21 protein-coding genes and 1 pseudogene are annotated in these 22,856 nt (G+C 58.1%); 9 read left to right on the top strand and 13 right to left on the bottom strand.

Translation table 11 applies throughout. The annotated features are described in order from the left end of the window. Nucleotides 1–579: 579 nt before the first annotated feature. Nucleotides 580–1,311 carry a DUF899 family protein gene (locus ABK249_RS31435; RefSeq protein WP_227705475.1) on the bottom strand — a complete coding sequence of 244 codons (732 nt, stop codon included), beginning with the start codon at nucleotides 1,309–1,311 and terminating at the stop codon, nucleotides 580–582. Between the two features lie 59 nt (nucleotides 1,312–1,370). Continuing rightward, complete coding sequence (locus ABK249_RS31430; protein ID WP_280107543.1) at nucleotides 1,371–2,591, bottom strand: MFS transporter; 1,221 nt, start codon at nucleotides 2,589–2,591, stop codon at nucleotides 1,371–1,373. A gap of 535 nt (nucleotides 2,592–3,126) precedes the next feature. Between ABK249_RS31430 and ABK249_RS31425 the strand changes: the two genes are divergently transcribed. Continuing rightward, complete coding sequence (locus ABK249_RS31425; protein ID WP_227705477.1) at nucleotides 3,127–4,191, top strand: dipeptidase; 1,065 nt, start codon at nucleotides 3,127–3,129, stop codon at nucleotides 4,189–4,191. 82 nt (nucleotides 4,192–4,273) lie between these two features. Here ABK249_RS31425 and ABK249_RS31420 read toward each other — a convergent pair. After that, a pseudogene (locus tag ABK249_RS31420) lies at nucleotides 4,274–4,716 on the bottom strand (ISKra4 family transposase); the annotation flags it as partial. A 123-nt stretch (nucleotides 4,717–4,839) separates the two neighbouring features. Here ABK249_RS31420 and ABK249_RS31415 point away from each other — a divergent pair. The 3 genes from ABK249_RS31415 (at nucleotide 4,840) to ABK249_RS31405 (ending at nucleotide 6,860) form a co-directional block, all read left to right on the top strand. Next, nucleotides 4,840–5,292 carry a transposase gene (locus ABK249_RS31415; protein WP_227705478.1) on the top strand — a complete coding sequence of 151 codons (453 nt, stop codon included), beginning with the start codon at nucleotides 4,840–4,842 and terminating at the stop codon, nucleotides 5,290–5,292. A gap of 118 nt (nucleotides 5,293–5,410) precedes the next feature. Then, nucleotides 5,411–5,956 (top strand): hypothetical protein, encoded by a 546-nt coding sequence (locus ABK249_RS31410; protein ID WP_227705479.1) that lies wholly within the window; start codon nucleotides 5,411–5,413, stop codon nucleotides 5,954–5,956. Between the two features lie 316 nt (nucleotides 5,957–6,272). Beyond that, a complete protein-coding gene (locus ABK249_RS31405) occupies nucleotides 6,273–6,860 on the top strand; it encodes an ISAs1 family transposase (RefSeq protein WP_227705480.1) in 588 nt (195 codons plus the stop codon). Between the two features lie 48 nt (nucleotides 6,861–6,908). Here the strand turns inward: ABK249_RS31405 and ABK249_RS31400 are convergent, their stop codons facing one another. Beyond that, the gene (locus ABK249_RS31400) at nucleotides 6,909–8,303 is read right to left on the bottom strand and encodes a dihydrolipoyl dehydrogenase family protein (protein ID WP_227705481.1); all 1,395 of its coding nucleotides are present in this window, start codon (nucleotides 8,301–8,303) and stop codon (nucleotides 6,909–6,911) included. Between the two features lie 172 nt (nucleotides 8,304–8,475). Continuing rightward, nucleotides 8,476–9,030 carry a carboxymuconolactone decarboxylase family protein gene (locus ABK249_RS31395; RefSeq protein ID WP_227705482.1) on the bottom strand — a complete coding sequence of 185 codons (555 nt, stop codon included), beginning with the start codon at nucleotides 9,028–9,030 and terminating at the stop codon, nucleotides 8,476–8,478. 116 nt (nucleotides 9,031–9,146) lie between these two features. Here ABK249_RS31395 and ABK249_RS31390 point away from each other — a divergent pair, with 116 nt between their 5' ends. Continuing rightward, entirely contained in the window at nucleotides 9,147–10,118 is a 972-nt protein-coding gene (locus ABK249_RS31390; RefSeq protein WP_227705483.1) for a cupin domain-containing protein, read from the top strand. Nucleotides 10,119–10,261: 143 nt separating this feature from the next. On the opposite strand, the gene ABK249_RS31385 is transcribed toward ABK249_RS31390, so the two are convergent. Next, nucleotides 10,262–11,032 carry an SDR family oxidoreductase gene (locus ABK249_RS31385; protein ID WP_227705484.1) on the bottom strand — a complete coding sequence of 257 codons (771 nt, stop codon included), beginning with the start codon at nucleotides 11,030–11,032 and terminating at the stop codon, nucleotides 10,262–10,264. A gap of 226 nt (nucleotides 11,033–11,258) precedes the next feature. Between ABK249_RS31385 and nthA the strand changes: the two genes are divergently transcribed. Genes nthA through ABK249_RS31370 form a run of 3 tightly spaced genes read left to right on the top strand, consistent with a single transcriptional unit; the run spans nucleotide 11,259 to nucleotide 13,434 of the window. Further along, nucleotides 11,259–11,894 carry a nitrile hydratase subunit alpha gene (gene nthA / locus ABK249_RS31380; RefSeq protein ID WP_227705485.1) on the top strand — a complete coding sequence of 212 codons (636 nt, stop codon included), beginning with the start codon at nucleotides 11,259–11,261 and terminating at the stop codon, nucleotides 11,892–11,894. After that, nucleotides 11,891–12,604: a nitrile hydratase subunit beta gene (nthB, locus tag ABK249_RS31375; protein WP_227705486.1), complete on the top strand. Its 714-nt coding sequence runs from the start codon at nucleotides 11,891–11,893 to the stop codon at nucleotides 12,602–12,604. Before nthA ends, nthB begins: the two co-directional genes overlap by 4 nt. Nucleotides 12,605–12,645: 41 nt before the next feature. Beyond that, nucleotides 12,646–13,434 (top strand): haloacid dehalogenase type II, encoded by a 789-nt coding sequence (locus ABK249_RS31370; protein WP_227705487.1) that lies wholly within the window; start codon nucleotides 12,646–12,648, stop codon nucleotides 13,432–13,434. Nucleotides 13,435–13,467: 33 nt separating this feature from the next. Here the strand turns inward: ABK249_RS31370 and ABK249_RS31365 are convergent, their stop codons facing one another. The 5 genes from ABK249_RS31365 to ABK249_RS31345 form a co-directional block, all read right to left on the bottom strand. Further along, nucleotides 13,468–14,367 (bottom strand): pyridoxamine 5'-phosphate oxidase family protein, encoded by a 900-nt coding sequence (locus ABK249_RS31365; protein WP_415926497.1) that lies wholly within the window; start codon nucleotides 14,365–14,367, stop codon nucleotides 13,468–13,470. Between the two features lie 387 nt (nucleotides 14,368–14,754). Next, nucleotides 14,755–15,657, bottom strand: coding sequence for a LysR family transcriptional regulator (locus ABK249_RS31360; RefSeq protein ID WP_227705489.1), 903 nt, complete (start codon nucleotides 15,655–15,657; stop codon nucleotides 14,755–14,757). An 85-nt stretch (nucleotides 15,658–15,742) separates the two neighbouring features. After that, on the bottom strand, nucleotides 15,743–17,080 hold the full coding sequence (locus tag ABK249_RS31355; protein ID WP_227705490.1) for an LLM class flavin-dependent oxidoreductase: 1,338 nt from the start codon (nucleotides 17,078–17,080) through the stop codon (nucleotides 15,743–15,745). A gap of 12 nt (nucleotides 17,081–17,092) precedes the next feature. Then, nucleotides 17,093–17,995, bottom strand: a complete 903-nt coding sequence (locus ABK249_RS31350; protein ID WP_227705491.1) for an alpha/beta fold hydrolase — start codon at nucleotides 17,993–17,995, stop codon at nucleotides 17,093–17,095. Between the two features lie 130 nt (nucleotides 17,996–18,125). Next, a complete protein-coding gene (locus ABK249_RS31345) occupies nucleotides 18,126–18,830 on the bottom strand; it encodes an alpha/beta fold hydrolase (protein ID WP_227705492.1) in 705 nt (234 codons plus the stop codon). Nucleotides 18,831–19,431: 601 nt separating this feature from the next. On the opposite strand from ABK249_RS31345, the gene ABK249_RS31340 reads away from it, so the two are divergent. Further along, nucleotides 19,432–20,052 carry a CGNR zinc finger domain-containing protein gene (locus tag ABK249_RS31340; RefSeq protein ID WP_227705493.1) on the top strand — a complete coding sequence of 207 codons (621 nt, stop codon included), beginning with the start codon at nucleotides 19,432–19,434 and terminating at the stop codon, nucleotides 20,050–20,052. Nucleotides 20,053–20,221: 169 nt separating this feature from the next. On the opposite strand, the gene ABK249_RS31335 is transcribed toward ABK249_RS31340, so the two are convergent. Both ABK249_RS31335 and ABK249_RS31330 read right to left on the bottom strand, forming a co-directional pair. Next, entirely contained in the window at nucleotides 20,222–20,875 is a 654-nt protein-coding gene (locus tag ABK249_RS31335) for a flavin reductase family protein (RefSeq protein ID WP_227705494.1), read from the bottom strand. A gap of 107 nt (nucleotides 20,876–20,982) precedes the next feature. Then, nucleotides 20,983–22,722: an MOSC and FAD-binding oxidoreductase domain-containing protein gene (locus ABK249_RS31330; RefSeq protein ID WP_227705495.1), complete on the bottom strand. Its 1,740-nt coding sequence runs from the start codon at nucleotides 22,720–22,722 to the stop codon at nucleotides 20,983–20,985. Nucleotides 22,723–22,856 lie beyond the last annotated feature (134 nt).

Raw genomic sequence — 22,856 nt, 5'->3', positions numbered from 1 at the left:
GAGAAAATCGGATTGATCCAAAAGCAACCAGGTGTCGCGCGCAGCATCCAACTGCTCGTCCCCCCGCAAGACCTGCCAATTCTGGGCATAGAACAACCCGTCATAATCTCTGAGACGTCACACTAGTTTATTCGGACGACGACCGCATCGAGAAGATGTTCGACGCACTGCACAGGCAATCTCGGGACCAGCAGATTATCGTCTTCTCTTGTCGCCAGCGAGAGTTTCAGAAGCTCGGAGGAAATGTGTTGCACATGACAGATTGGCAGCCGTAGAACCGCCTCAATAGCATCCGTTTGTCGATCAGAATCAGCTCATAATTGCCGTTGAATTGGTCAAGCATCTGAAAAGACATATACTACTGCCTCTCGCGAGGAGAGGGATCTAGGTTCGAATCCCATCAAGAACAAAAATCGTTCAGACAGTTTTGTGCCTTCACGGCGGCCTGGTATCGCCTATCAACGGACATCACCAGAGGATACCATGAACGGGTAGCCCCTACAGAACAACCGCTACAGAGCGAGATATCGCGTGAACGCTGCTGTTTGTGTTGCACGAACAATGTCGGCGGTTGCCCGCTCATAAAGCGTCGGAATGCCCCGCCTTCAGACGACGCCATTGAGAGATGGGCCGGCCGTCGCGACGAAACGGATGGTTGGTTTCGCCCCAGTGCTGTGGCCAGCCGGCGGGCGAGTCTTCCCAATCCTCCTGCCGCCCGTAGACTGTCAGGTCGAGCAGGCGGTAACTGTTGTCCATAGCCTCGACGCCGCGACGGGTCGTCCAATAGGTCTCGAACACGTCGGATCCGCGCCTCAAGTAGCAAACGAGATGCATCATTCCGATGCGGCGGCCGACCAGCAACGTGTCAAGTGACGCCTGGGCCGAGTACCAGGGCATCTTCCAGCTCATTAACTCGCGGTATCGCAGGCTCTCCTCAAACGCTCCCTGGGAGAAGGTGGCGTAGGTGACGTCGCGGGAGTGAATATGGGAGAGCTCGCGCACCTGCGTCGTGAAGAAGGTGCAACCCTCGCATTGCTCGGCCGCCGGCTGGCCGTCAAACCACATATAATAGTAGACGATGAGCATCCGACGCCCCTCGAAGACGTCCAGCAATGTCACCGGCCCGTTTTCGCCAATGAGCGCAACGGTGCCATCGACCTTCACCATCGGAAGCCGCCGTCGGGCGGCCGCGATTGCATCGCCTTCTCTCGTATGAGCCTTCTCGCGCACTCGCAATGCGTCCACTTCAGCCTGGAACGTAGCTCGATCGACGATTGCAGGGGCTGCGAAATCGGGTTTGCCATTGGACATGATCATCTCCTGTTGTTGATGGGCCGTGCTCGACTTCGCGAGTCTGCCGGTCCCTTCGCTTATTCGGCAGCGGCTGACGCCACTGCAGGCGTCTGCGAAACCGCATCGGGAGCTTGCTGCGTTGTAATCAGTATGGCCGCGAGAGTGGCACAGGTTGCGGTCACGTAGAGCGGAGCGCTCGTGCCAACGACATCTACAGCGACACCGCCGGCGATCGCGCCCATAGTGACGCCGAACTGAATGACGGCCAGAAAGAGCCCGCCCACACCCTCAAGCTGATCGGGCGCGGCGCGGCCCATCCACGTCTGGGTCATCACCGGCCCCGCGCCTATGGCGATGCCCCAGGCAGCGGCGAAGACAAGGATCGCAATGTAGGCGTTGCTGAGCGTCAACAGGCCGATCGTAGCGATCGCCAGCACCAGGAACGTAGCGCCAAAACCGTCGCGCAACATGCGATCGGCGAATACGCCCGCAATTGCGCTCCCCGCCAGACTGGCAAGACCGAGGGTCAACAGAACGGCGGCGATGGCAGTTGGATCGAGCCCGCCACTGGTTTCCAGATAGGGCCGCATGAAGGTGAAGCCGCTGACTTCGCCTCCAAAGAACAGCAGTCCAACGACCAATCCCACCCGCACAGGCCGCCGTTTCAGCAGGCCGAACAGGCTCGAAAGGCTTGTTGCACTTGTCGCCGGCACGCTCGGCAAGCAGACCGTTTGCAACAGCAGCGCGAGCAAACCGCACCCGGCGGCGGCCATGAATGCCGCTCGCCAGCCAAACGCTTCTCCGATCAGGGTGGCAATTGCCGGGGCGACAACGAGCCCCGCTGAGAGACCCATGAAGACGGTCGACATGCCCTTGCCCATGTCCTCCATGGTGACGAGCCGGACGACGGTTGCGCCAGCCAGGGCGAAAAACCCGCCAATGGCCACGCCCAGGAGCATGCGGGCGGCCAGCAGCACGAAATAGTCGGATGTGAAGGCTACCGCGATATTGGACGCAATAACCAGAGCGCAGAGGGCTAGATTGATCAGCTTACGGTCCAGGCGGCCGATGATGAGTGCCACCGTGGGCGCTGCGACGCCGGCAAGCAGGGCCGTAAGAGTCACCGCCTGACCCGCGGCGCCTTCAGTAACGCCGAGATCAGCGGCCATCGGGGTGAGTACCGCCATAGGCAGTAGTTCGCTGCTGATCAGTGCAAAGCTGCCGAAGGTAAGCGAGACGACGGACAGCCAGGTCGAGATGGACCAAGAGCTTCTATTTGAAACGGTTGCGGACATCATATCCTCCTCATCCTAATGTCGCCGCGGCTGGTGGCGCGTGACGATTCTAGTTGCAGGTGCTCGTCCATGCAGACCTACCCAGCTTGGTGCCGCTGGTATCGTTGCTGTCTGTTAGGGGCGAGGCCGAGCCGTTTAAGCTTCGCCAAGACTTTTCGGCGCAAACCTGAGAAAGATGTACGGCCGCACGGCAGGCGGCGTGAGTAACAAGTGTGACGGGGTTTGAATGGACCCTCTGGATGACCGCCGCAGGCGCGTTCGCGGTGGCGATCCGCTTACAGCGCTCAAGCACATCGCATTGCGCGACGATGCTCCGGCGTTTGCCTTGTAAGCATCGTAAACTTAACGTTCATGAGACAAGCGGAGATGCCGGGTTTCCGCGGTCCGTCATGCCGGGGCGATTTTGGCCCATTGGGCCATTGCGGCGGCGCGCAATTCGCGATGATGGCTGGAGGGGAAGAACCCGCAGGATGGGGGGCGCGGTTGAAATAATGCCCGATTTCCCTAATCATCCGGGTAGAGATAGGCGGAGATTACAATGTTCGAAACCGAAGTCTTCGACGGCCATAACGATGCAGTCCAATTCATGGCGGAGTACCGATCGCCCGGCCGAGATTTTCTAATCAGGTCCGAGGTCGGTCACCTCGATCTGCCTAGAGCCATGGAAGGCGGCATGGTCGGCGGACTGTTTGCGCTGATGGCAAAGCCGGAACGTGAACCAGAGAATAATCTGATAAGGACCGACACCGGATATGAAGTGGTTTACGCAGAAACCTTGCCGCTTCCAGTTGCAAGGCCTCAGATTGATGCGCAGCTCTCGGCATTGAGAGGCGTAGTCGAGCGCTCCGCCGGTAAAATGTGCTTTGCAAGGAGCGTCAATGAAATTCTGACTGCGAAAGCTCAAGGGCAGTTTGTGGTCGTGCTACATATGGAGGGGGCCGAGGCAGTCGATCCAGACCTCGAATATCTAAATACTATGTATGCGGCTGGTCTGCGGTCCTTGGGGCCAGTGTGGAGCCGTCCGAATATTTTCGGGTATGGTGTTCCGTTCGCATTTCCAAGGTCGCCGGATATCGGTCCGGGGCTCACCGACGCGGGGAAGGAGCTCGTTAAGGCCTGCAACAACCTTGGCATAATGATTGATCTGGCTCACCTCAATGAGAAGGGTTTTTGGGATGTTGCAGCTCTGAGCGACGCCCCTCTTGTCGCCACCCATGCCTGCGCCCACACCATGAGCCAGTCCACCAGAAACCTAACCGACCGGCAGCTCGATGCCATTCGCGATACGGATGGCATCATCGGCTTCAATCTTGCAGTCTACGACATTCGCGTCGACGGGCACCTTGATGCCAATACGCCTCTCGACACAGTCGTTCGCCATATAGAATATCTCATCAACCGTATGGGGGAAGACCGGGTGGCGCTTGGATCGGATTTCGACGGTACTACGGTGCCGAGCCAAATTAAGGATGTGAGCGGCTTACCGCACCTGTTCGAGGCCATGGGTAGAGCTGGATTTGATCAGCAAGCGATATCAAAGTTCGCTTTTGAGAACTGGCTCAGGGTGTTTGGCCTAACTTGGAAGAGTAGCCCGTTATCTTGACTGCAATCCCGACACTACGCCCTGCTTCATGTTCGCTAAGGGCCGGCCTTCGCCTTGGAGAGCAGGAAAAAGCGTGGGGCATTCAGGCGGCCGCAGCTTGAGTTGATGTCTGGTCAGCATTTGCCGAAAGGCCCGGATACCATGTTTCGAATTGGCCGCGGAGCGCGCCATCAAGGGTTCGGGCGCGGATCTGTAGGAGCATGCGGGCGCCGCGTCGCGACCATTGCATCTGCTGCTTCTGGCGATCACGACATTGACGGCGGACTCCACGAACGACGTGGCGATGCGCTCGTCGTAGCGATAGCGTTCGCCATAATTCGCAATAGCATGGGCGTTGCGCTCGATATAGGTGGCGAATTCCGCGACTGCCTGGGAGAACGCCTTCAGGTTGGGATAGCTGCAGTCTTCTTCGAGTCCATAGAGGTCATCCGCCAGGTCCTGGCTCCACAACGGGCCGGCGCGGGAATTGCCATGCCAGAGGTACCGCTTGATCCGCAGCAGATTGCGGGCAATCCGCTCGCCGGCGTTCGGCGACCTGAGTCATTGTGTGACATGATCGTTTTCAAGGGTAGCGAGGCTTGGAGGCCCGCCCAAGATTGACTCTTCAACAGTGTTGGACAACAAAGCGAAAAAGATAAGGATATTCAGATGGCCGAAGACGAGATCCAGACACCGCCGGACGTGACCGCATCGGTTGAAGCCGAGCCGAGGGAACCCGCAGCTCCGGCAAAGAGGCGGCGCGCGAAAAGGGCGGCCGGCGAAAAACCTTCTGCCAAGTCCGCGCCTGTCAAGCCGCAGACCCGCGGACTGAGCGATCAGGAGAAGCTGGCGAAGGTCGAGCAGATCGAAGCCCTGGTTTCGGGTGGCGCGACGCTCAAGGATGCAGTCAACGATGTCGGGATCTCCGACCAGACCTACTATCAATGGAAGAAAGCGACGGCAAAGTCCGTGGCGGAAGTGCCCGCCACTTCCGAGGCTGTGGATGACGAACTGGCCGAGTTTATCCGGCTCGAGGAAGAAAACCGTCGGCTGCGAAGACTGTTGTCCGAAAAGCTGCGCAACGAAAACGCCGAGCTGCGCAAGAGGCTTGGGCTGAAGTAGCGATCTTAGGTGCCGACTGCCTGCCCGCTTATGCGCGTTCGACTGAGTCGTCAAATTCGGAACCTATGATCGAGTTCGGCGGTTCCATCCGTGTCTTCCAATCGCAAGCTTCCGAAACATGAAAACGCCCAGGCGCAATTTCGTCGTCGAATATAAGACGACCAGACGGCTATCGAAGGCGCAGCCGAAATCAATCTGGGGAAACCTGGATTTGCAGGCGGTTGCCCGCGCCGTCGAGACTGATGACGCCTTACCTCAGGCAAAGCCCAAGACGACCATGGTGCCGGCGGCTGAGACCACGATTATCACATCGGACGCTCCACATGGAACCGAGGTTCGTGATCCGGTTCCAGCGGCCTTCGAGCCGCAGGTCAAGGATCCGGATGAGCCGACGATCGATGCCGATCAGGCTCTTTCAGCCAAACAGAAGACCGTCGTGCCATCGTATGTCTCCGAACCTCGACCGCGGAAAAGGAGGACGCGCCCCTCTGGCGCAAGACCGTCCACCGTGCCCGGCAATCGAGACTTGACCGTTGAAGCGTCTGGAGCTGAAGACGAACTCGCCGCTCTCGAAGTCGAAAATCTTCATCTCAAGCGGCTGATGATCATAAAGCTTCGGGCGGAAAACAAAGAGCTCCTCATTATGCTGCAACGCTGTCGCTGACGCCGATTAAGACACTCGTCGTAAATTCCGTGAGATGAGGTGCGTCACGCGATATCCGAACTGCGGAAGAAGCGATGCAAGTTAACCAACGCTGCGACCTGTTCGTCATGGCGATCGTCGCCTATCATCTGGCGACGACGTCCGGATCTCGAGGTCACCGGCACGAAGATTATTCGCGTTCTCTCCGCATCTGAGCTGGCTTGGTTTCCTTCTCTCGATCCTCCAGCTGCAATCATAGAGCGCCACCCCACACTACGGAAGGCAGGGGAATCGCATATGTGTTTTGGGGCTTGAAGTTAGCCTGAGAAGGGATTCTTTGGGCAGGCAGTCGAACGAAGGAGAGACTGCCATTTCCAGCCTTGATAGCTATTTCGGCACGGTGCCTGATCCGCGTGCTGCCAACGCTACGCACCGGCTTGGCGACCTGATCGTGATGATGATCGCGGCGAGCCTGTGCGGCGCGAGCAATGCGACGGAGTTCTCGTTGTTCGCGCACGAGCGCAAGCAGGCGCTGTCGCGGCTGATCGAATATGAGGTGGCGCCCAGCCACGACACCTTTTCGCGGCTGTTGCGGCTGCTCGACCCCGTGGCGTTCGGACGTGCTTTCGCCGCCTTTGCCGCGGGCTTCGCGCGCGCCTGCCAGGAGGTTGTCTCGCTCGACGGCAAGGCGCTGCGACGAGCCTATGAGAAAGGCCTTGCGGCCAGTCCGCCCCTGACGGTGTCAGCCTTTGCCGCCGAAACCCGGCGGTGCCTGGCGGTCGCAAGGACAATGCTCCGGCCAACACCGCACTCCTCAACCGCATCACCAGAAACATCCTACAGGCCGCTGATGCCGACAAAGTCCCCATCAGCCATCGCATCAAGAAATGTGCCTGGAATGATGACTATCTCATCCAGGCGCTGACCCATATGCGATAGCCCTGCTACGGAAGGTGACGCTATTTTGAAGGCGTCAGTTTCTCTCCGGCACCATGCCAAGCAGCGGGCCAAGGCCCTCCGCAATGGTTAAGTGAGCAATGACCGCATCTCGCAGCTTCTGATAGGGTAGACCGGCCAGGATCGCCGTTTGGACCACCGCCATCACCTCCCCGGCTTCGGAACCAATCATCGTGAAGCCGAGAACACGGTCGTCTGAGGCACTCACCACAACCTTCATGAAGCCCTTGTTTTCGTCAGTCGCCATTGTCCGCAAGACGCGGGACATCGGCAGATTTGCCACTCGTACAGGGATTCCTTTCCGCTCGGCTTCCGCCTCTGACAACCCAATACGGGCAAGAGGTGGATCCGTGAACATCACGTAGGGGACAAGCCGCTCGTCAGTGCGGCGGTTGCCGCCGGCCATATTGTCGCGAACGATGCGAAAATCGTCGACGGAGACATGAGTGAACTGCGGACTGCCTGCCGCTTCGCCTATCGCCCACACGCCATCGGCTGTGGTCTCGAGCCGCTCATTGACTTGAATAAACCCGCGTTTGTCGAGTTTTACACCAGCCTTATCCAAACCGATGTCGGCGGTGTTTGCGATCCGACCCACCGCAACGAGCAAATCGCTGCCATCGATGGTGTGCATGCCATCGGCTGTGCGTACCGTGACGCTCACGGCGTCGCCCGAAAGACCGCGCACGGCTGTCGGCTGGGCACCGATGACGATATCGATTCCTTCGTCTGCCAGAATTGCGCTCATCTCGTTGGCGACATCCAAATCTTCCCGTCCAACGATGTGAGGTCCCGGTTCGATAATGGTGACGCGGCTGCCGAACCGCCGGTAAGCCTGGGCCAACTCGACGCCGATGTATCCACCTCCAAGAATAATGAGGTGCGATGGCAGGTAATCGAGTTCCAACGCCTCGATGTGGGTGAGTGCGCGCGCTGCTTCTAAGCCGGGAATGTCAGGGATCGCTGCATGGGAGCCGACATTGATGACAACATCATTTCCCGAAAGCAAGCGCGTACCCCCGTCGTTCAACACGACCTCCAGAAGCTTCGGGCCAGCAAAGCGACCGCTTCCCATGATCAATTCGGCGCCACTTGCCTTGTAGGCTGCCAAATGCAGTTCGATCTCGCGCTCAATCATGTCCTGCTTGCGCCTGCGCACCTTCACCATATCGGTCGCCGCGCCACTCGTCTTGGTTCCATACTGTGACGCATTGCGCACAACGTGCGCGATGCGAGCGCTCCACAATTCATTCTTTGAGGGCAGGCATGCTACAGCTGGGCAAGAACCACCCACCCAGCGCCGTTCGACCACGGCCACCTTTTTCCCCTGCCTGCCAAGATGCCATGCGAGTTGTTTGCCACCTTGGCCACTGCCAAGGATGACAACGTCGTATTCTTCGTGCTCGGACATATAATATCTCCTTGAGTGATCGTCGACCGAAGAGGAAACCTTCGTTTCCGTACGTCGGCGGGAGGAATCCGTGGTTGTTTTTGTGCTCAACCTTTGTCCAGAACATCGACCTCAAGCCGATGTTGCGACATCCGGCAGTCCAGTCTGAACCGGAACCGCCGGTGAAGAGCGTTCAAGCCGCGGCGAGAGTTCCGACAGCTGGGAAATCGATCGTGGTGTCGTTGATGCGATTGAAAGTGTTCGTGAAGCTCGTCAACGCGATGGCTAGGCTGATTTCCACCAACTGCACGTCTGTATAGCCAGCCGCCTTGATTGCCGCGAATTCCTCCTTGTCGACCGTACCGGTATGTGCCTGCAGGTGATGGACGAAACGCACCAGGGCGTCACGCTTGACGTTGCCGGTCGGCTCGCCCGCCCTGATATGCTCAAGGTCGGCTTGCGAAAGACCCGCCATCTTGCCAAGGAGACTATGTGCAGCCACGCAATATTCGCAGCCGACGGCTCTGCTGGTAGCGAGTTTGATCGCCTCGAGATCCTTCCTGCCCAACGAGCCAGAGGCCAATACCGTTTCCGCTGCAAGAATTGACTTCAGGCCGGCCGGAAGAAGTGCGCCGATCGCCGCATAGGTGTTCGGGACGCTGCCCGCTGCCTTCTTGATCTGGGTGAATAGTTCAGCTGTTTCGCCGGTTGCGGATTCGACCGGAAGAGTTGAGATGCGTGAAGTCATGATGAATGCTCCTGGTACGTGTTGAAGACAGGAGTGGTTTTATAGGATCGAAACGAGGCTGTTGATGCTAGAAGTCGTCATTGATATGCTCAACCGTCTCAAATTGAGGATGCAAGATGGATTGGTTGAGCCGATTGCTGGCGTTGATGCCCGTTGCTGGACGCTTGGACTTGCGGTGTCATTACGGCGCGCCATGGCGGATCGATTCGAAGATGTCGGAACCAGGCGTTGCGCCCTATCACATCGTGCTGAGCGGTAAGGCGGTGATGGACGACCCGGCGGGCGGCGCGCCGATTTGCTTGGAGGCGGGCGACATTCTGCTGCTGCCTGCGGGAGCGGCTCACGTCCTGCACGATGGATCTGCTGTCCACCCGCCGCCGGCGCGATACCGTCCGGCCTTGAATCATACCATCAGTGAGAATGACGGTGAGGGCAAGGCAACGGAACTGCTCTGTGGCCATTTCACCGTTTCGCACCCTCACTATCATGTTATCCATAGGTATCTGCCGTCAAGGCTGATCGTACGGCGCGATCGCGTCGGCCAAGCCCCAAGCGGAACCGGCGCGCAGCTCGACCAGCTTGTATCACTCATGAAAGCTGAAACGCATTTCGACGGGCTCGGGGGCTCGGCGATGCTCAATGCGCTTTCATCAGCCCTGTTCGCCTTGACGCTTCGGCGGGCAAGTGAGCAGCAGGAAGCCCCAACGGGCTTGCTTGCACTTGCGGGATATCCTCGGATTGCGCCTGCACTTTCGGCGATGCTCTCAAAGCCCGCCCACGCGTGGACGCTCTCCCAACTCGCCAACGTCTGCAACATGTCGCGTGCGAGTTTGGCTCGCCATTTTGCCGATAAGCTCGGCCACTCGGCGATAGAACTGCTGCTGGACATTCGCATCGGTTACGCAGCAAATGCGCTCAGAGTACCCGGGACATCGACGGCTGCTGTTGCCGAGGACGTTGGATATCGCTCCGAAGCAGCATTTCAAAGGGTCTTCAAGCAGAAGATGGGCGTTACGCCAGCGCAGTGGCGGCGGGCAGCCACTGCAATTGTACCATCTCCCGAGATACACGAAGCGCAATCTCTCTGAGATCACGCTGCCGCGATCCTGCTCAAAAGCCCGCTCATCGGCGAGAAGCTTGCGGGGAAGAGCTCCCCATCCGCAAACCTATATGGTATCTCAATCCGACCGCAGCCGCCGCGGATCTTGTTGTTGATATCTGCACCCCGCCGCTAAATCGATTTCACCTCGCCCCCGTCCATCCGCAACACCGTGCCAGTCATCCACCGTGCTGCCGGTGAAACTGCGAAAGCCATGAGCTCCGCTATTTCCTCCGGCTCACCAAATCGGGTGATGCCGGCCTGCTCCAGAAACTTCTGCTTTGCCAGTTCAACTGTAATGCCCCGCGCGGAAGCTGCAGCCTCTATCAGACCTTGGCGCCGCTTGGTCATGATTGGCCCGGGCGAAACGCTGTTGACCTGCACGCCATCCTTTAATCCACGGTCGGCGAATGCCTTGGCCAATGCTTCGATCGCGGCGTTGATGGTGCCGATTGCCGCCGTTGCGGAGTTCGGGATCTCCGCGCCGGTTCCCGAAGTGAAAACCACCGCGCCCTTCGACATCTTCAAGGCATCCCAAACCTTGAGCGTCAAACGCCGCGCTCCATGGAATTTCAGTTTCAGTGACATGTCCCATTGGGCGTCCGTTAGATCGAAGAGGTCGATTCCCGGTACGGCGCCGGCAATGTTCACGAGCGCATCGATCCGTCCGAAGGCATTGCGCGTCTTCTCAACGACCAAGCCGGCAGCTTCGGGTTCGCTAAGATCGATATCGATCGCCAGTGCATCAGCGCCTGCGGCACGGATCTCGTCAGCCGCGCTAGCAAGCCCTTCGGCGTCGCGCGCCGTAACGACCACTGCCGAAAAGTCGCGTGCGAGGCGCAGAGCCGTTGCTCTGCCAATGCCGGAGCTGCCTCCGGTCACAATCGCAACGGTGTTCGTCATCTAAATGTCCCTTCGATTCGCATTCATTGAGATGTGTGTTGAGGAAACGCCATGCCGTGGACAGTCATGATGTGTCTGCGCTTCCGTCAATGGGCATAGCATCCGATACCGCCGAGACGTTGCATTTCTGATCAACCAAGGTGCTGGCGTATGATCTTGCACTTAAGCCGGGCGGGAGACACTGTCGTTTGCTGCAGAATGGATGGCGGCATTCTCAGGAGCTTCCATGACCCGAAATCATGACGACGATCACCATGAACATGAACACGCCAATCATTATTCCGACATGGAGGCGCGCATGCGTGCGCTCGAGACGCTGCTGATCCACAAGGGGTTGATCGATCCTGCGGCGATCGAAGCGATCGTCGATACATATGAGACCAAGGTTGGGCCGCGAAACGGCGCCGCCGTCGTGGCGAGGTCGTGGTGCGATCCGGCCTTTGCGAAATGGCTTGTCCGCGACGCAACGTCAGCGATCGCGAGCCTCGGTTTCGGCGAGCGGCACGGGACACGAATGCGCGCTGTTTTCAATACAGCGCGAGTGCACAACATGATCGTCTGTACGCTCTGCTCCTGCTATCCCTGGGCCGTTCTCGGCTTACCGCCGGTCTGGTACAAGTCACCGGCCTACCGCTCACGGGCAGTCATCGACCCACGGAGTGTACTTGCTGAGTTCGGAGTCGTCCTTCCGGAAGAGAAGTTGGTCCGGGTGTGGGATTCAACCGCTGAACTGCGCTACCTGGTCATCCCCGAGCGGCCGATCGGGAGTGAAGATATGACGGAGCGGGAGCTCGCAGCGGTTGTCAGCCGCGACGCCATGATTGGAACCGCGCTGGTGATGTTGCAGGACCGCGTCAGATGAACGGACCCCACGATCTCGGAGGACTGATGGGGTTTGGGGCAATTCCGTTTGAACCAAACGAGCCCGTCTTTCATTGGGAATGGGAAAAGCGCGCGCTTGGCGTATCGCTCTGTATAGCCGGCCTTGGCGTTTGGAACATCGATGAAAACCGCCATTCATATGAGCGCATCGCTCCGGCGACTTACCTCAGAGCGAGCTATTACGAAATCTGGATCCGCGGTCTCGACAAGCTGCTGGTCGAGCACGGCTTAGTTGTCCATGATGAGATTTTCCTTTCAAAACCGATCGGCGATGTGCAAGCAGCGGCAGACGATATTCTCAGAGAGTCCGACGTCGCAGAGATGCTACTGCACGGCCCAGCCGAGCAGCCGAGCCTGACTCCGCCGGCGTATCGCATAGGCGACCTCGTGCGCACTCGAAACATCAATCCGACCGGCCATACCCGGCTGCCACGATATGCCCGATCGAGGCGCGGTATCATAGACCAGGTCCAAGGGAGCTACGTCTTTCCGGATGACAATGCACACGGACGCGGCGCCAATCCGCAATGGGTCTATACGGTGGTCTTTTCGGGGCGAGAGCTCTGGGGAGAGGACGCGGACGCTCGCCTAAGCGTGTCGATCGACGCATGCGAGAGCTATCTTGAGCGGGACATCGTCACTGAGGCGGGCGATCCGCACTATGCCACGGATAGAGACTCCTTGCCTTGAAGAGGAACCAGCTTTCTGAACCGCAGTTGCTAGAGGAAATCATGACGAAGACTTTTGTGTTTGACGCCTACGGCACGCTCTTTGACGTGCAGTCGATCGGCTCCGCGACGGAGGAAGCGTTTCCCGGCTATGGCCACTACATAACGCAGATCTGGCGGATGAAGCAGCTTGAGTACAGCTGGCTGACGACGCTGATGGGAAGGAATGAGGACTTCTGGACGATCACGCTCGATGCGTTGGAATACACGCTGAAGACTCTCGGTCTCAAATTGCCACCGCAGCGCCTCGAAACCCTTGCCGCTACTTTCAACGAGCTCTCAGATTACGAGGATGCGGAGACATGTCTCACTCAGCTTGCGACACATCGTCTTGCCATTCTGTCGAATGGAACCAAGAACATGCTAACGAAGCTGGTCGGAAACTCCGCGTTAAACAATCACCTCCACCACATCCTAAGCGTGGAGGAAAGCAAGGTGTTCAAGCCCGACCCCAGAGCCTATCAACTCATCATCGATCGCCTCGCCGCAACGCGCGAGGAAGTAATCTTCGTGTCTTCGAATGGGTTCGATATCGCCGGCGCCAAGAGCTTCGGTTTCACCGTCGTGCGGGTGGAGAGGGTGTCGAGTGAGCATCTGACCCGTGATCTTGTCAATGCGGCTGCAGTCAACTTCGGACCAACCGAAATTTTCAAGGCAATGCGAACGCAGGAAGAGCAGTTGCAGCTCAAGCCAGATTTCACTATTCCGAACCTCGCGAGCCTGCCCAAACTCTTCTCCGAGCCATCTGTCCCAATTGAGGGGCCTGAGGCTCTTGACCAGAGCGGCAACTAGATGTCGCACTCCGCTGCAGGACATGCCCGAGTGCTATCTTTCAGTTCTGTTGCGGAACCGCGTCCGAAGCGCTGCCCGTCGGTAAATCGTCTTCGCGGGGCTGAAGCGCCACAATCTCTCGGCCCCCGGGAATTGCGTCATTTCCTCGCTATCAAGGAGTACCGCCGCCCGGCCCGTCATCTGGAGGAGCGCGCCGCTCGAGAAGTCAGGGAAAACCAGCCCAGCCGACGGATTTGTCAGTATGTTGCCGAGCGTGTTGAAATAATGGTTCCCATTGTAGTCGGGAATTGTGAGCTCGCCCTCGACCCCGAAACGCACAAAACCTGACTGTCCCCCGCGATGGGACACGTCGACGTGACGGTTTTTAATATCGTCATCCACATACGAAGCAACGAAAAACGTATCAGCAATCTCTACGATCCGGCGAATCTCAGCAATTGAGATAGCCAATGGCTCGCCTGGCTCCTCATGTTCATCGGAGATCACTTCCTCGCGTTGCTGAATATAGCGTGGGCAATTCCCGAACGTATGTTCCACCGACAATTCAAAATCCCGGTCGGTGCGCGATCGCAACACGCCATTGACGCGATTTCTGCGGCGGGTCTCCAGCTGTATTCCGAGCCAGCCGATGGCTGCTTCCGCGTGAAGGCCAGCTTCCGCCGGATCGCTCGTGTCGATCCCTATATTCGCAACCAGCGACCACTCGTCCGGAGAGCACAGGAACCCTTTGCTGCCGTCGCGTATCGTTGCCCAGGGGTAGCCATCGTCATCGACCGTCCCAATCACCAGGAAAGGCAGCTCGGGGAAAAAACTGCGATGCTGCTCAGTCAGATGGGGCCTTATGTACCTGTCTCCGATGGCGGCCATCTTCTCCACTGCGCCAGCTTTTGCCTGCAGCGCAAGCTCCCCCTCGTGCCAGGGCCCGTCTTGCATCTCGCGCAATCGACCCCGATCGCTGCGATCCCGCTGATTTTCCATTGCGCTACTCCAGCTCTCATCATTTACAAAATCCGCCATTGGCAGGATTGCAGCGCCTTGTTCGACGGCACATTTCAGCCGTTTGGGAACTCCGCCTTCCGCACTCCCTCACGATGGACATCGGAGCATCCGCACTGCTGATCCCACAACAGCAAGAGGTAGAGCTTTGCTAGCAAGCAATAGTCGAGAAGAGTAAGCCAGATCAGTTTCATCGCTGCCTCCTATGTTGGCTGGAGGCTATTATCTTTCGTCGCTGCGATAGCTTAAGATCGATTCGTCGGAATGGATTATTACATTATGCGGAACGCCGTCGTAAGCGAGACCGGCGCCTCTCCGCATCTCTCAGTGAGAGTTAAGAGCCGCGGTTGTCCGCAGACGGGCCACTACGAAATCGACAAAAGCACGGGTTTTCGCAGAGGTGAGGCGACCTTCCGGATGCACGACATGTACGGGCAATGGATCTTCCTCGAAGTCGGCAAGAACGATCTGCAGCTCGTCCCGCGCCTGTTCGCCCTCGATCTGATACGAGAGAAGCCTGGCTACTCCCCAACCATCGATGGCGGCACGCATGGCTGCCTCATTGGTGTTGCAAAAGAGCCGTGGACGAAGGCTAACGCTTGTTTCCCCGTTCCGACCGAAATGCCATTCAACGCCGTTGCCGCCCGGAACCGCAGCAATGATGTTATGTCTTGGCAGTTCGGCTGGCCTGGCCGGAATCCCCGCGGCTGCCAAATAGGAAGGGGCGGCGCATAATACCCGGCGCACAGCTCCGACCCGGATCGCGCTCAAGCCGGAATCCTCCAAGTGTCCGATGCGGATGGCGACATCGACACCTTCATCAACAATGTTGACGAGACGATCCACAAATAATGTCCTTGCGGTCACGCCCTCATATTCTCGAAGGAATGCGGTCAAAATCGGCGTGACGTGGATATTTCCGAAAATCACAGGAGCCGTCACGAAGAGATAGCCGCTCGGACGCGCGTGAACGCCACCGGCCGCGGCTTCGGCTTCGCTGATCTCCATGAGGATCCGCTGACAATCGCGCAGATAGCGTTCGCCAGCTTCCGTCAAATTCACCGCTCGTGTCGTCCGAATGAAAAGGCGTGCCCCCGTCACCTCTTCCAGGAACGCAACGGCTCGCGTCACCGCCGGAGGGCTCATGTTCAGCTTACGCGCCGCCTCGGCGAAACTGCTCTCTTCGGCAACTTTCACGAATATTCGCATTGACGACCAGCGATCCATGTGAACCTCTTGCCCTGAATCATGAATGCCGGGACCCAAGAACAGGGTCTCGGCATTTCTTTGTTATCGAAAGAAATCCAGGCTGTCAGCGCGCAGAGACGAACATGTTCGCCGGCCGCTGCAGACCGAGTTTGTCACGCAACGTGCCCGGCGCGTATTCCCGCTGAACTAAACCCCGACGCTGAAGCTCCGGCGCCACATCCCGCGTAAAATCCTGCCAGTCCCCCGGAAGAACCGGGAACATCAGGTTGAAACCGTCCGCCGCACCCTCGATGAACCAGGCTTCCATTTCATCGGCGATCTGCTTCGGCGTTCCCGCCATCACCGGGGCGGTTCCAGCCTTGGCGACCTGGCTTGCGATCTGGCGGATCGTCATGCCCTGCGCAGCCATTGCCTTGACGCGAATAAGATTGGTCCGCTGGCCGTTAAAGGTGCCTTCGTCAGGCAGTTCGGGTACGGGCCCGTCTGCCGGAAACGAGGAAAGGTCCTTGCCGACCCAGCTTGAAACCAGATCGACTGCGAGACGAGGAGGAGTGAGGCTTTCCAGAAAGTCCCTTTTTTCCTCGGCCTCGGACGCCGAAGCTGCGACAATCGGCAGGATGCCCGGAAGGATTTTCAAGCTGTCCGGTGTCCGGCCGTTGGTGATCAGCCGCGCATCGAAGTCCGCCCGATATTTTTTTCCCTCTTCGATCGAACGGGAAAGGGAAAAGTTGATCTCGGCATGCTTTGCCGCCAGCACTTTGCCGTCTTCTGACGAGCCGGCCTGGACGATGATCGGATAGCCTTGCGGCGGTCGCGGTACGTTCAGAGGCCCGCGCACCTTGAAATGCTTGCCCACGTGATTGATGCGGTGAACACGAGCTGGATCGGCAAAGAAGCCCGACCGCTTGTCGAACAGCAGTGCTTCCTCCTCGATGCTGTCCCAGAGAGCCTTGGCGGTCTCCAGAAACTCGGCCGCACGCTCATAGCGATAAGCATGTTCGATATTGCCATCGCGGCCGAAGTTCATCGCCTCCTCGTTCATGCCCGAGGTAACGACATTCCACGCTGACCGGCCACCACTGATGTGATCAAGCGAGGCAAATGTTCGCGCAAGATTATAGGGCTCGGTGTATGAGGCCGAGGCTGTCGATATCAGGCCGATGTTGCTCGTGACGGCAGCCAGTGCGGAGAGCAGCGTCAAGGGTTCAAGACGCGTGTTGGCATAATGCGCGATATTGCTTTCATAACTATCCCAGATCGCCACGTGGTCGGCCAGGAAGATCGCGTCCATCTTTGCTTCCTCGGCCGCCCCTGCAAGGCGGCGGAAGTAGTCCAGGCCGAATATCTCTTTGCCGGGGGCACCCGGATGACGCCATGACATCCGGTGGTCGCCCTGGGGATTAAAGAAGAATGCACTCATGATCATTCGGCGGTTTGCCATTCCTATATCCTTTCACGTGTTCGCTGCCTGGATCGGCCCGAAAGACCGGTCGGTGGTGGCTACTTTCCTGTTCATGAAATCGATGATGTCTGCGGCGATTTCGTCGCCGTGGCTCTCCAGTGCGAAATGTCCCGTCGGCAGAAACTTGATTTCGGCGTCCGGCACATCGCCTCCAAAGGCCATCGCGCCAGCCGGCACGAAATAAGGATCGCGCTCACCCCAGATCGCCAGGATCGGTGGTTGATGTTCCCGGAAATATCGCTGGAATACCGGATAAAGCGCGACATTGTCGCCATAGTCCGTGAAGTAATCGAGCTGTGGTTCGTGCGCACCCGGCCGCGCGAGATAATAGTTATCGAGGGTCTGCGCGTCCGGGCTGATCAGCGTCAAATCGCAGACGCCTTCTTCATATTGATAGCGTGTTGCTGACGGGCTGAAGGCGGCGCGCAGCGAATTGCGAAACTCTTCGGTGGGCGCCTGCCAATAGGCCTTCATCGGCTCCCAGCCGCTGCCCAATCCCTCTTCATAGGCATTTCCATTCTGGGAAATGATCGCCGAAATCCTTTCCGGATGCTCGACCGCCATGCGAAGACCAACCGGCGCACCATAGTCAAAAACATAAATCGCAAAATGCGAAAGACCTATTACCTCGGCAAATGAAGTCATTGTCGTTGCCAGATTGGCGAAGGAATAGGTAAAGCCTCTCGGCGGCATTTCCGAACGTCCGAACCCCGGAAGATCGGGAGCTACGACGTGGAAATGCGAACCAAGCACCCCTATCAGGTCGCGGAACATGTGACTGGCTGTGGGAAATCCGTGCAAAAGTAGGATCTCCGGCGCTCCGGCCAACCCGGCCTCTCTGTAAAAGATGTCGATGCCGCCGACCCCGACCAATTTATATCTTGTCGCCGTCATATCTGCCTCCCTTGTCAGCCTCGGTTGTAACCGAAATAAAATTAATAAAGAGGTTACATGACGACAATCCGGATTTAGCGGAATGGATCATTCCATTAATTGGAATGACAACCGGCGGCCGGACATCACTTTACTTTGGGATTTCGTGATCTGTGACGGCTTCCGCAATAATCTCAACCACTGCGCGTGGCTCGGTGATCGAAGGCGTGTGGTCGCAGGAAATCCGCCGGATCTTCGCCTTCATCCGTTCTGCGATGAAGCGTTGCACGGATGGCTTGATCATTCGGTCCTGCTCCGCAAGAAGATACCAGCTGGGCTTTTGGCTCCAGTTCGTGTGAGTGATCGCCTCCTTGATACAAGCAAGCGCGATCGGACGCTGAATCGCTGAAAGAACTGTCTTCTCTTCGTCCGTTGCGTTTTGCGCGAAGGCCTTCTGAAAACCCTCTTCCGGCATCCAAATATACTCGTAGAGATCGGGAGCCAGCGATGGGGCGTGCTCATCAAGCTCTTCGCGATAGAAAACGTCAGCCACCGTTTCCCCGACAGCCGGAGCCAGCGCGGCGATAAGAACGACCGATCTAACCCGATCATCGTCGATGGAAGATACGACCGCGCCTGCATAAGCATGTCCCACCAGAACGGCAGGTGCCGAGGCGCGGTCCAGGAACCGCTTGACGGCCGCAACATCGTCGCTGAGCGAGGTCATGGGGATCGGTGCCGCCAGGACCTCGAAGCTGAGGTCTTGCAAAGGCCCTATCACCTTTTCCCAACTCGATCCGTCCGCCCACGCACCATGAACCAGAATGACCGTGGCTCGCTTGCTTGTCGTTGACATAATCTGCTCCTAAGAATGGGCTAAGTAGTGCTCAAGATCGAGCTGCGCCTGCCCGAGCGCCTGCATGAGGTTATCTCGGCGAAAAGCCGCTCACATCCACTGGCCGGAAACATCAGGTCGCAGATCAGGCAACAGACCGAAATCGGTGATCTCTCGAAGGACGAGCGGACTCCGTAGGGCGGTCCATGCTGCACACAGAAGTAGCGTGAGAATCACCAGCGAATAAATTCACTGTTTCGCTGGCCGCGGCTTGGCAAGACCGGTGCATGCCACTTCACAGTCATGTACCTGCGAGCGCCCACGAGGTTTTGCAGCTCCACCCGGGTGAAACAATCCACTGGTGGGGGCCATAGCGGCCGGCCACGGCTTTTGGATTGCCAGCCCCCCATCCGGAAAAGGGGCAGCGATCCCGTGTCTCGGTTTGTCCTATCGACCTCTCCGCAATTCGACATGCCGCACGATATGAAGACGCATCATCGTCGTTACGTAAGTAACCATGCTACTAGATTTTCGGAGGTTAGTGAGTTATCTCAAGTGTGTGATGCGCTTTTGATGGATGGGCGGAGCGGTTACGCGATGAATCGAAAAATAAGAGGCGAATATGGTCCTACCCAACCCACCGGCAATCTTCGTCGCGGATGCTGTCGGCCTTGATTTTCTGAACTCCGTTGCGACGCCGGTCGACAGGCCCGTTGAATGGCTGGGCGACGGCGCTGGTCTGATCCAATGGTTGCGGGAGGCAGATCTGGTGCCGGAACGGACGCTCGAAGCTATTGCGAACAACGCGATGCCCGGTGAACTCGATTCCGTGGCATCACACGCCCGCTCGCTGCGCGAATGGTTTCGCAGCTTTGTGCTTGAGCATAAGGGCAAACCGTTGAGCGCGAAGGCGATCACTGAGCTGGAGCCCTTGAACCGGCTATTGGCAAGGGATGAGCAGTTCATCCAGATCACTATCGCGGAAGACGAACGCTCCAAGCCTCGTCTTCAATGGGACAGGCAGCGTCGATGGAAGTCACCGGAAACACTGCTGGCACCAATCGCCGAGGCAATGGGCCAACTCGTCTGTACGGAAGAATTTACCGATATCAAAGCCTGCGAAGGGCACGATTGCACGCTGCTGTTCATAGACCGCACCCGCGGAAGGCGCCGGCGGTGGTGCAGCATGGCCGTGTGCGGTAACCGTGCCAAGCAGGCCGCACATCGCGCGCGGGCCAATTGATTGTCGTTAGAAGAGGGGCGGCGGCCGCTCTGCCATCGCCCTTTTCAACAGTATGATCTTCAAGTTCATCCTGTTCAATGTCGGATACCAAACGGGAGGGCGGATGGAACGCTCTCCCGCGGTGGTCACGGCAAAAGTGCCGCTAAAAAACGACGCCGCGGCGATATCGTCATTCTAGTGATCTGTAGTCTCCCTGCCAGTAAACGAGAGGCTGCGCCGCGGAGCCAGTCCAGGCTTCCCTGACCCTTCCGATGACAATGACATGGTCGTAGCGGAACAAAAATTCCTCGACCTCGCAATCAAATCCTGCAATGGCACCCGTCAAAGTCGGAACGCCGGTCTTTCGTACCCGCCATTCCTGGCCCGCATAGCGATCTTTTCCCTTTACGCCGCCACGCCCTGCAAAGCGGTCGGCCACCGGTTTGTCTTCATCTCGCAGCAAGTTCACGGCGAACGTGCCGGACCCACACAGCACCTCCCATGACGAAGAAGTCTTGCTGATCCCAAACATCAGCCTCGGTGGCTCAGCTGACAAAGAAACCACTGACGTGGCGGTAAATCCAGTTCGTTCATCTCCAGCGCCGACCGTCACCACAACGGTACCGCCAGCCAGAAGACGCATTGCAGCCTTGAAGTCGGAGGGGTCGGCGTCTGCTGCGCCGGCCGTCGAGCCCGAAATCAAGGGGGCGGCCCCCTTGTCGAGCTGTCTATCATCGATCTTTTGGGGCGTCGCGCCCGCTCTCATCGTCAGGACACCCGACATCACTCCTGAATCGGCCGCCAGCTCTTTTCCGTTCACCGCGTTCGAGACGTCGCAGGTCATTGCGGTTGCTCCTCCTAAAGTAACCTGGCTAAATAACGAATGCAGGTTATATGAACGAGAGTAACCTGTCAACAAGGCCCAGAGAGGTTTCGTGATTTGTACGGCAGTTACAGGTCGAGTTGCAGATCTGCAGTCGGTTTGGCGCAGCAAATCAAAATCACCCCCGGTTGGGGCGGGTCGATCGGCGCAGGTGAATAGTCGATCATTCCGTCAACAACAGCCGTCTCACAGCGATGACAGACGCCCGCGCGACAGGACCAGGTAACCGGCACCGAGCACGCTTCCGCGAGGTCCAGAATGGATGGGTACCGACTATCCCAGCGGACCGTGAGATTGCTCTTCAGGAATGTCACCGCCGGACCGGCGCCTTCTGCCAGAACCGGAGGATGGGGAGGAACATCGGGGCCAAATCGAAGCGCCGAACCGAACGTCTCAACATGGATGTCGTCCGTCACGACGCCCCATTCCTGCAATCCCTCGCAAATATCTCGAAGGAATGCTTGTGGCCCGCAGAGGTAGAACTGCGAGTACTTTGGTATGCCCATCGCCCGAATCAGTTGCAGGTCGATGTGGCCGGCAACGTCGTAATCGGTCCCGCGGCGATCGTCGGATGTGGGTTGGCTGAAGACCGTGCGGGCGAGCGCTTTCGATGCATTCCCCAGCAGCCGATGGGTTTCCTCCGCAAAGGCGTGATGCAATCTGTCGCGAGCGCCGTGGATCCACCAGATACCCTCTCCGGTCGGTCGTTCCGCGAGGACCGCGTGGAGCATCGAGAGAACCGGCGTAATCCCTATCCCGGCGCTGATGAAAGTAACGGGGCCCGAACTCATGGGTTCGAGGATGAAGGCGCCACGCGGAGCACTGACCTCGAGGATGTCACCCAAACCGATCCGCTCGTGCAAATAAGTGCCCGCCAGCCCGCCCGACTCGCGCTTTACGCTGATTCTATAGTGCGAGCTCTGCGGGTCGCCGGATAACGAATAGGAACGGATGAGACTATTTTGGTCTCCTGCTGGCAACCGCAGTACCACGTGCTGTCCCGCTTTTGGCTTCGGCAGCGGCCTGCGGTCCGCCGCTGCAAGTTCAAACGTTTTGACATCAGCCGTCTCGTCATAAAGACCAATGACCTTGAAATCGCGGAAGCCAGACCACGCCGGCGCCGCTCGTGGCTCCGGCCTTAATCCGGGATTTCCCTGTGATTTACCGGAAGCTGCAAGAAGCACTTCGAAGGATTGCCGCCAGCCAGGGCTTAACGCTTCGAGCTTTGCAGCCTTCTGCAATTGATCTTCCGGATGCTCGGGGCTGTAAAGCAGGCTGTTGACTGAGGCGACTGTCATGGCGTGAGGACCGGAGGCGATTTTTTCGATCCGATCGCCTACGCCAAGCTCGCCCTCTTCGATGACCCGCATATAGAAGCCGGGCCTTCGGTGGCTGACGAGGAGCGACGGCATGTCGTTGCGGCCAAGCCGCACTCCGAGTTTATGGCAGGTGACCCGTGGCTGCGAGACCTCGAAGAGCGCCTGTCCGATGCGATATTGGTCCCCGATACAAACCTCGTCGTCCGGCATGCCGTCGACGGTCAGGTTCTCGCCGAATTGACCCGGCTCCATCGGCGCGCGCGCAAGCAACTCCTCCCAGAACCGGTAGGACTGAAGCTGATAGACGAGAACGGCCCGCTGTTCGCCGCCGTGGCCTGCAAGATCCGCTTGCTCATCACCATCGATGTTCAACTGCCTTGCCATCACTCGGCCGTCGACTGGGGTTTTCCAGATCGCGGTGCGGATCATTCGTCCGTGTCCGATAACGTCTCTCGGTCGGCCAACGTTCACGGAAAGGAGACGGGGCATCGATCTATTTCCCTGCTTGATTCATCATGGGCTGAGCCGATCAAATCTTATCACGCCTTGATGCGGCAACATCGATTTCCAAGACTTCAACATTGATTTCCTACTTCGAAACAGACTTCGCGGCGGCTCTCTGT

The organism is Neorhizobium phenanthreniclasticum (assembly GCF_040066075.1).
GTDB classification, from domain to species: Bacteria; Pseudomonadota; Alphaproteobacteria; order Rhizobiales; family Rhizobiaceae; genus Neorhizobium; species Neorhizobium petrolearium.
This window is presented reverse-complemented; position numbering and strand designations above follow the sequence as displayed.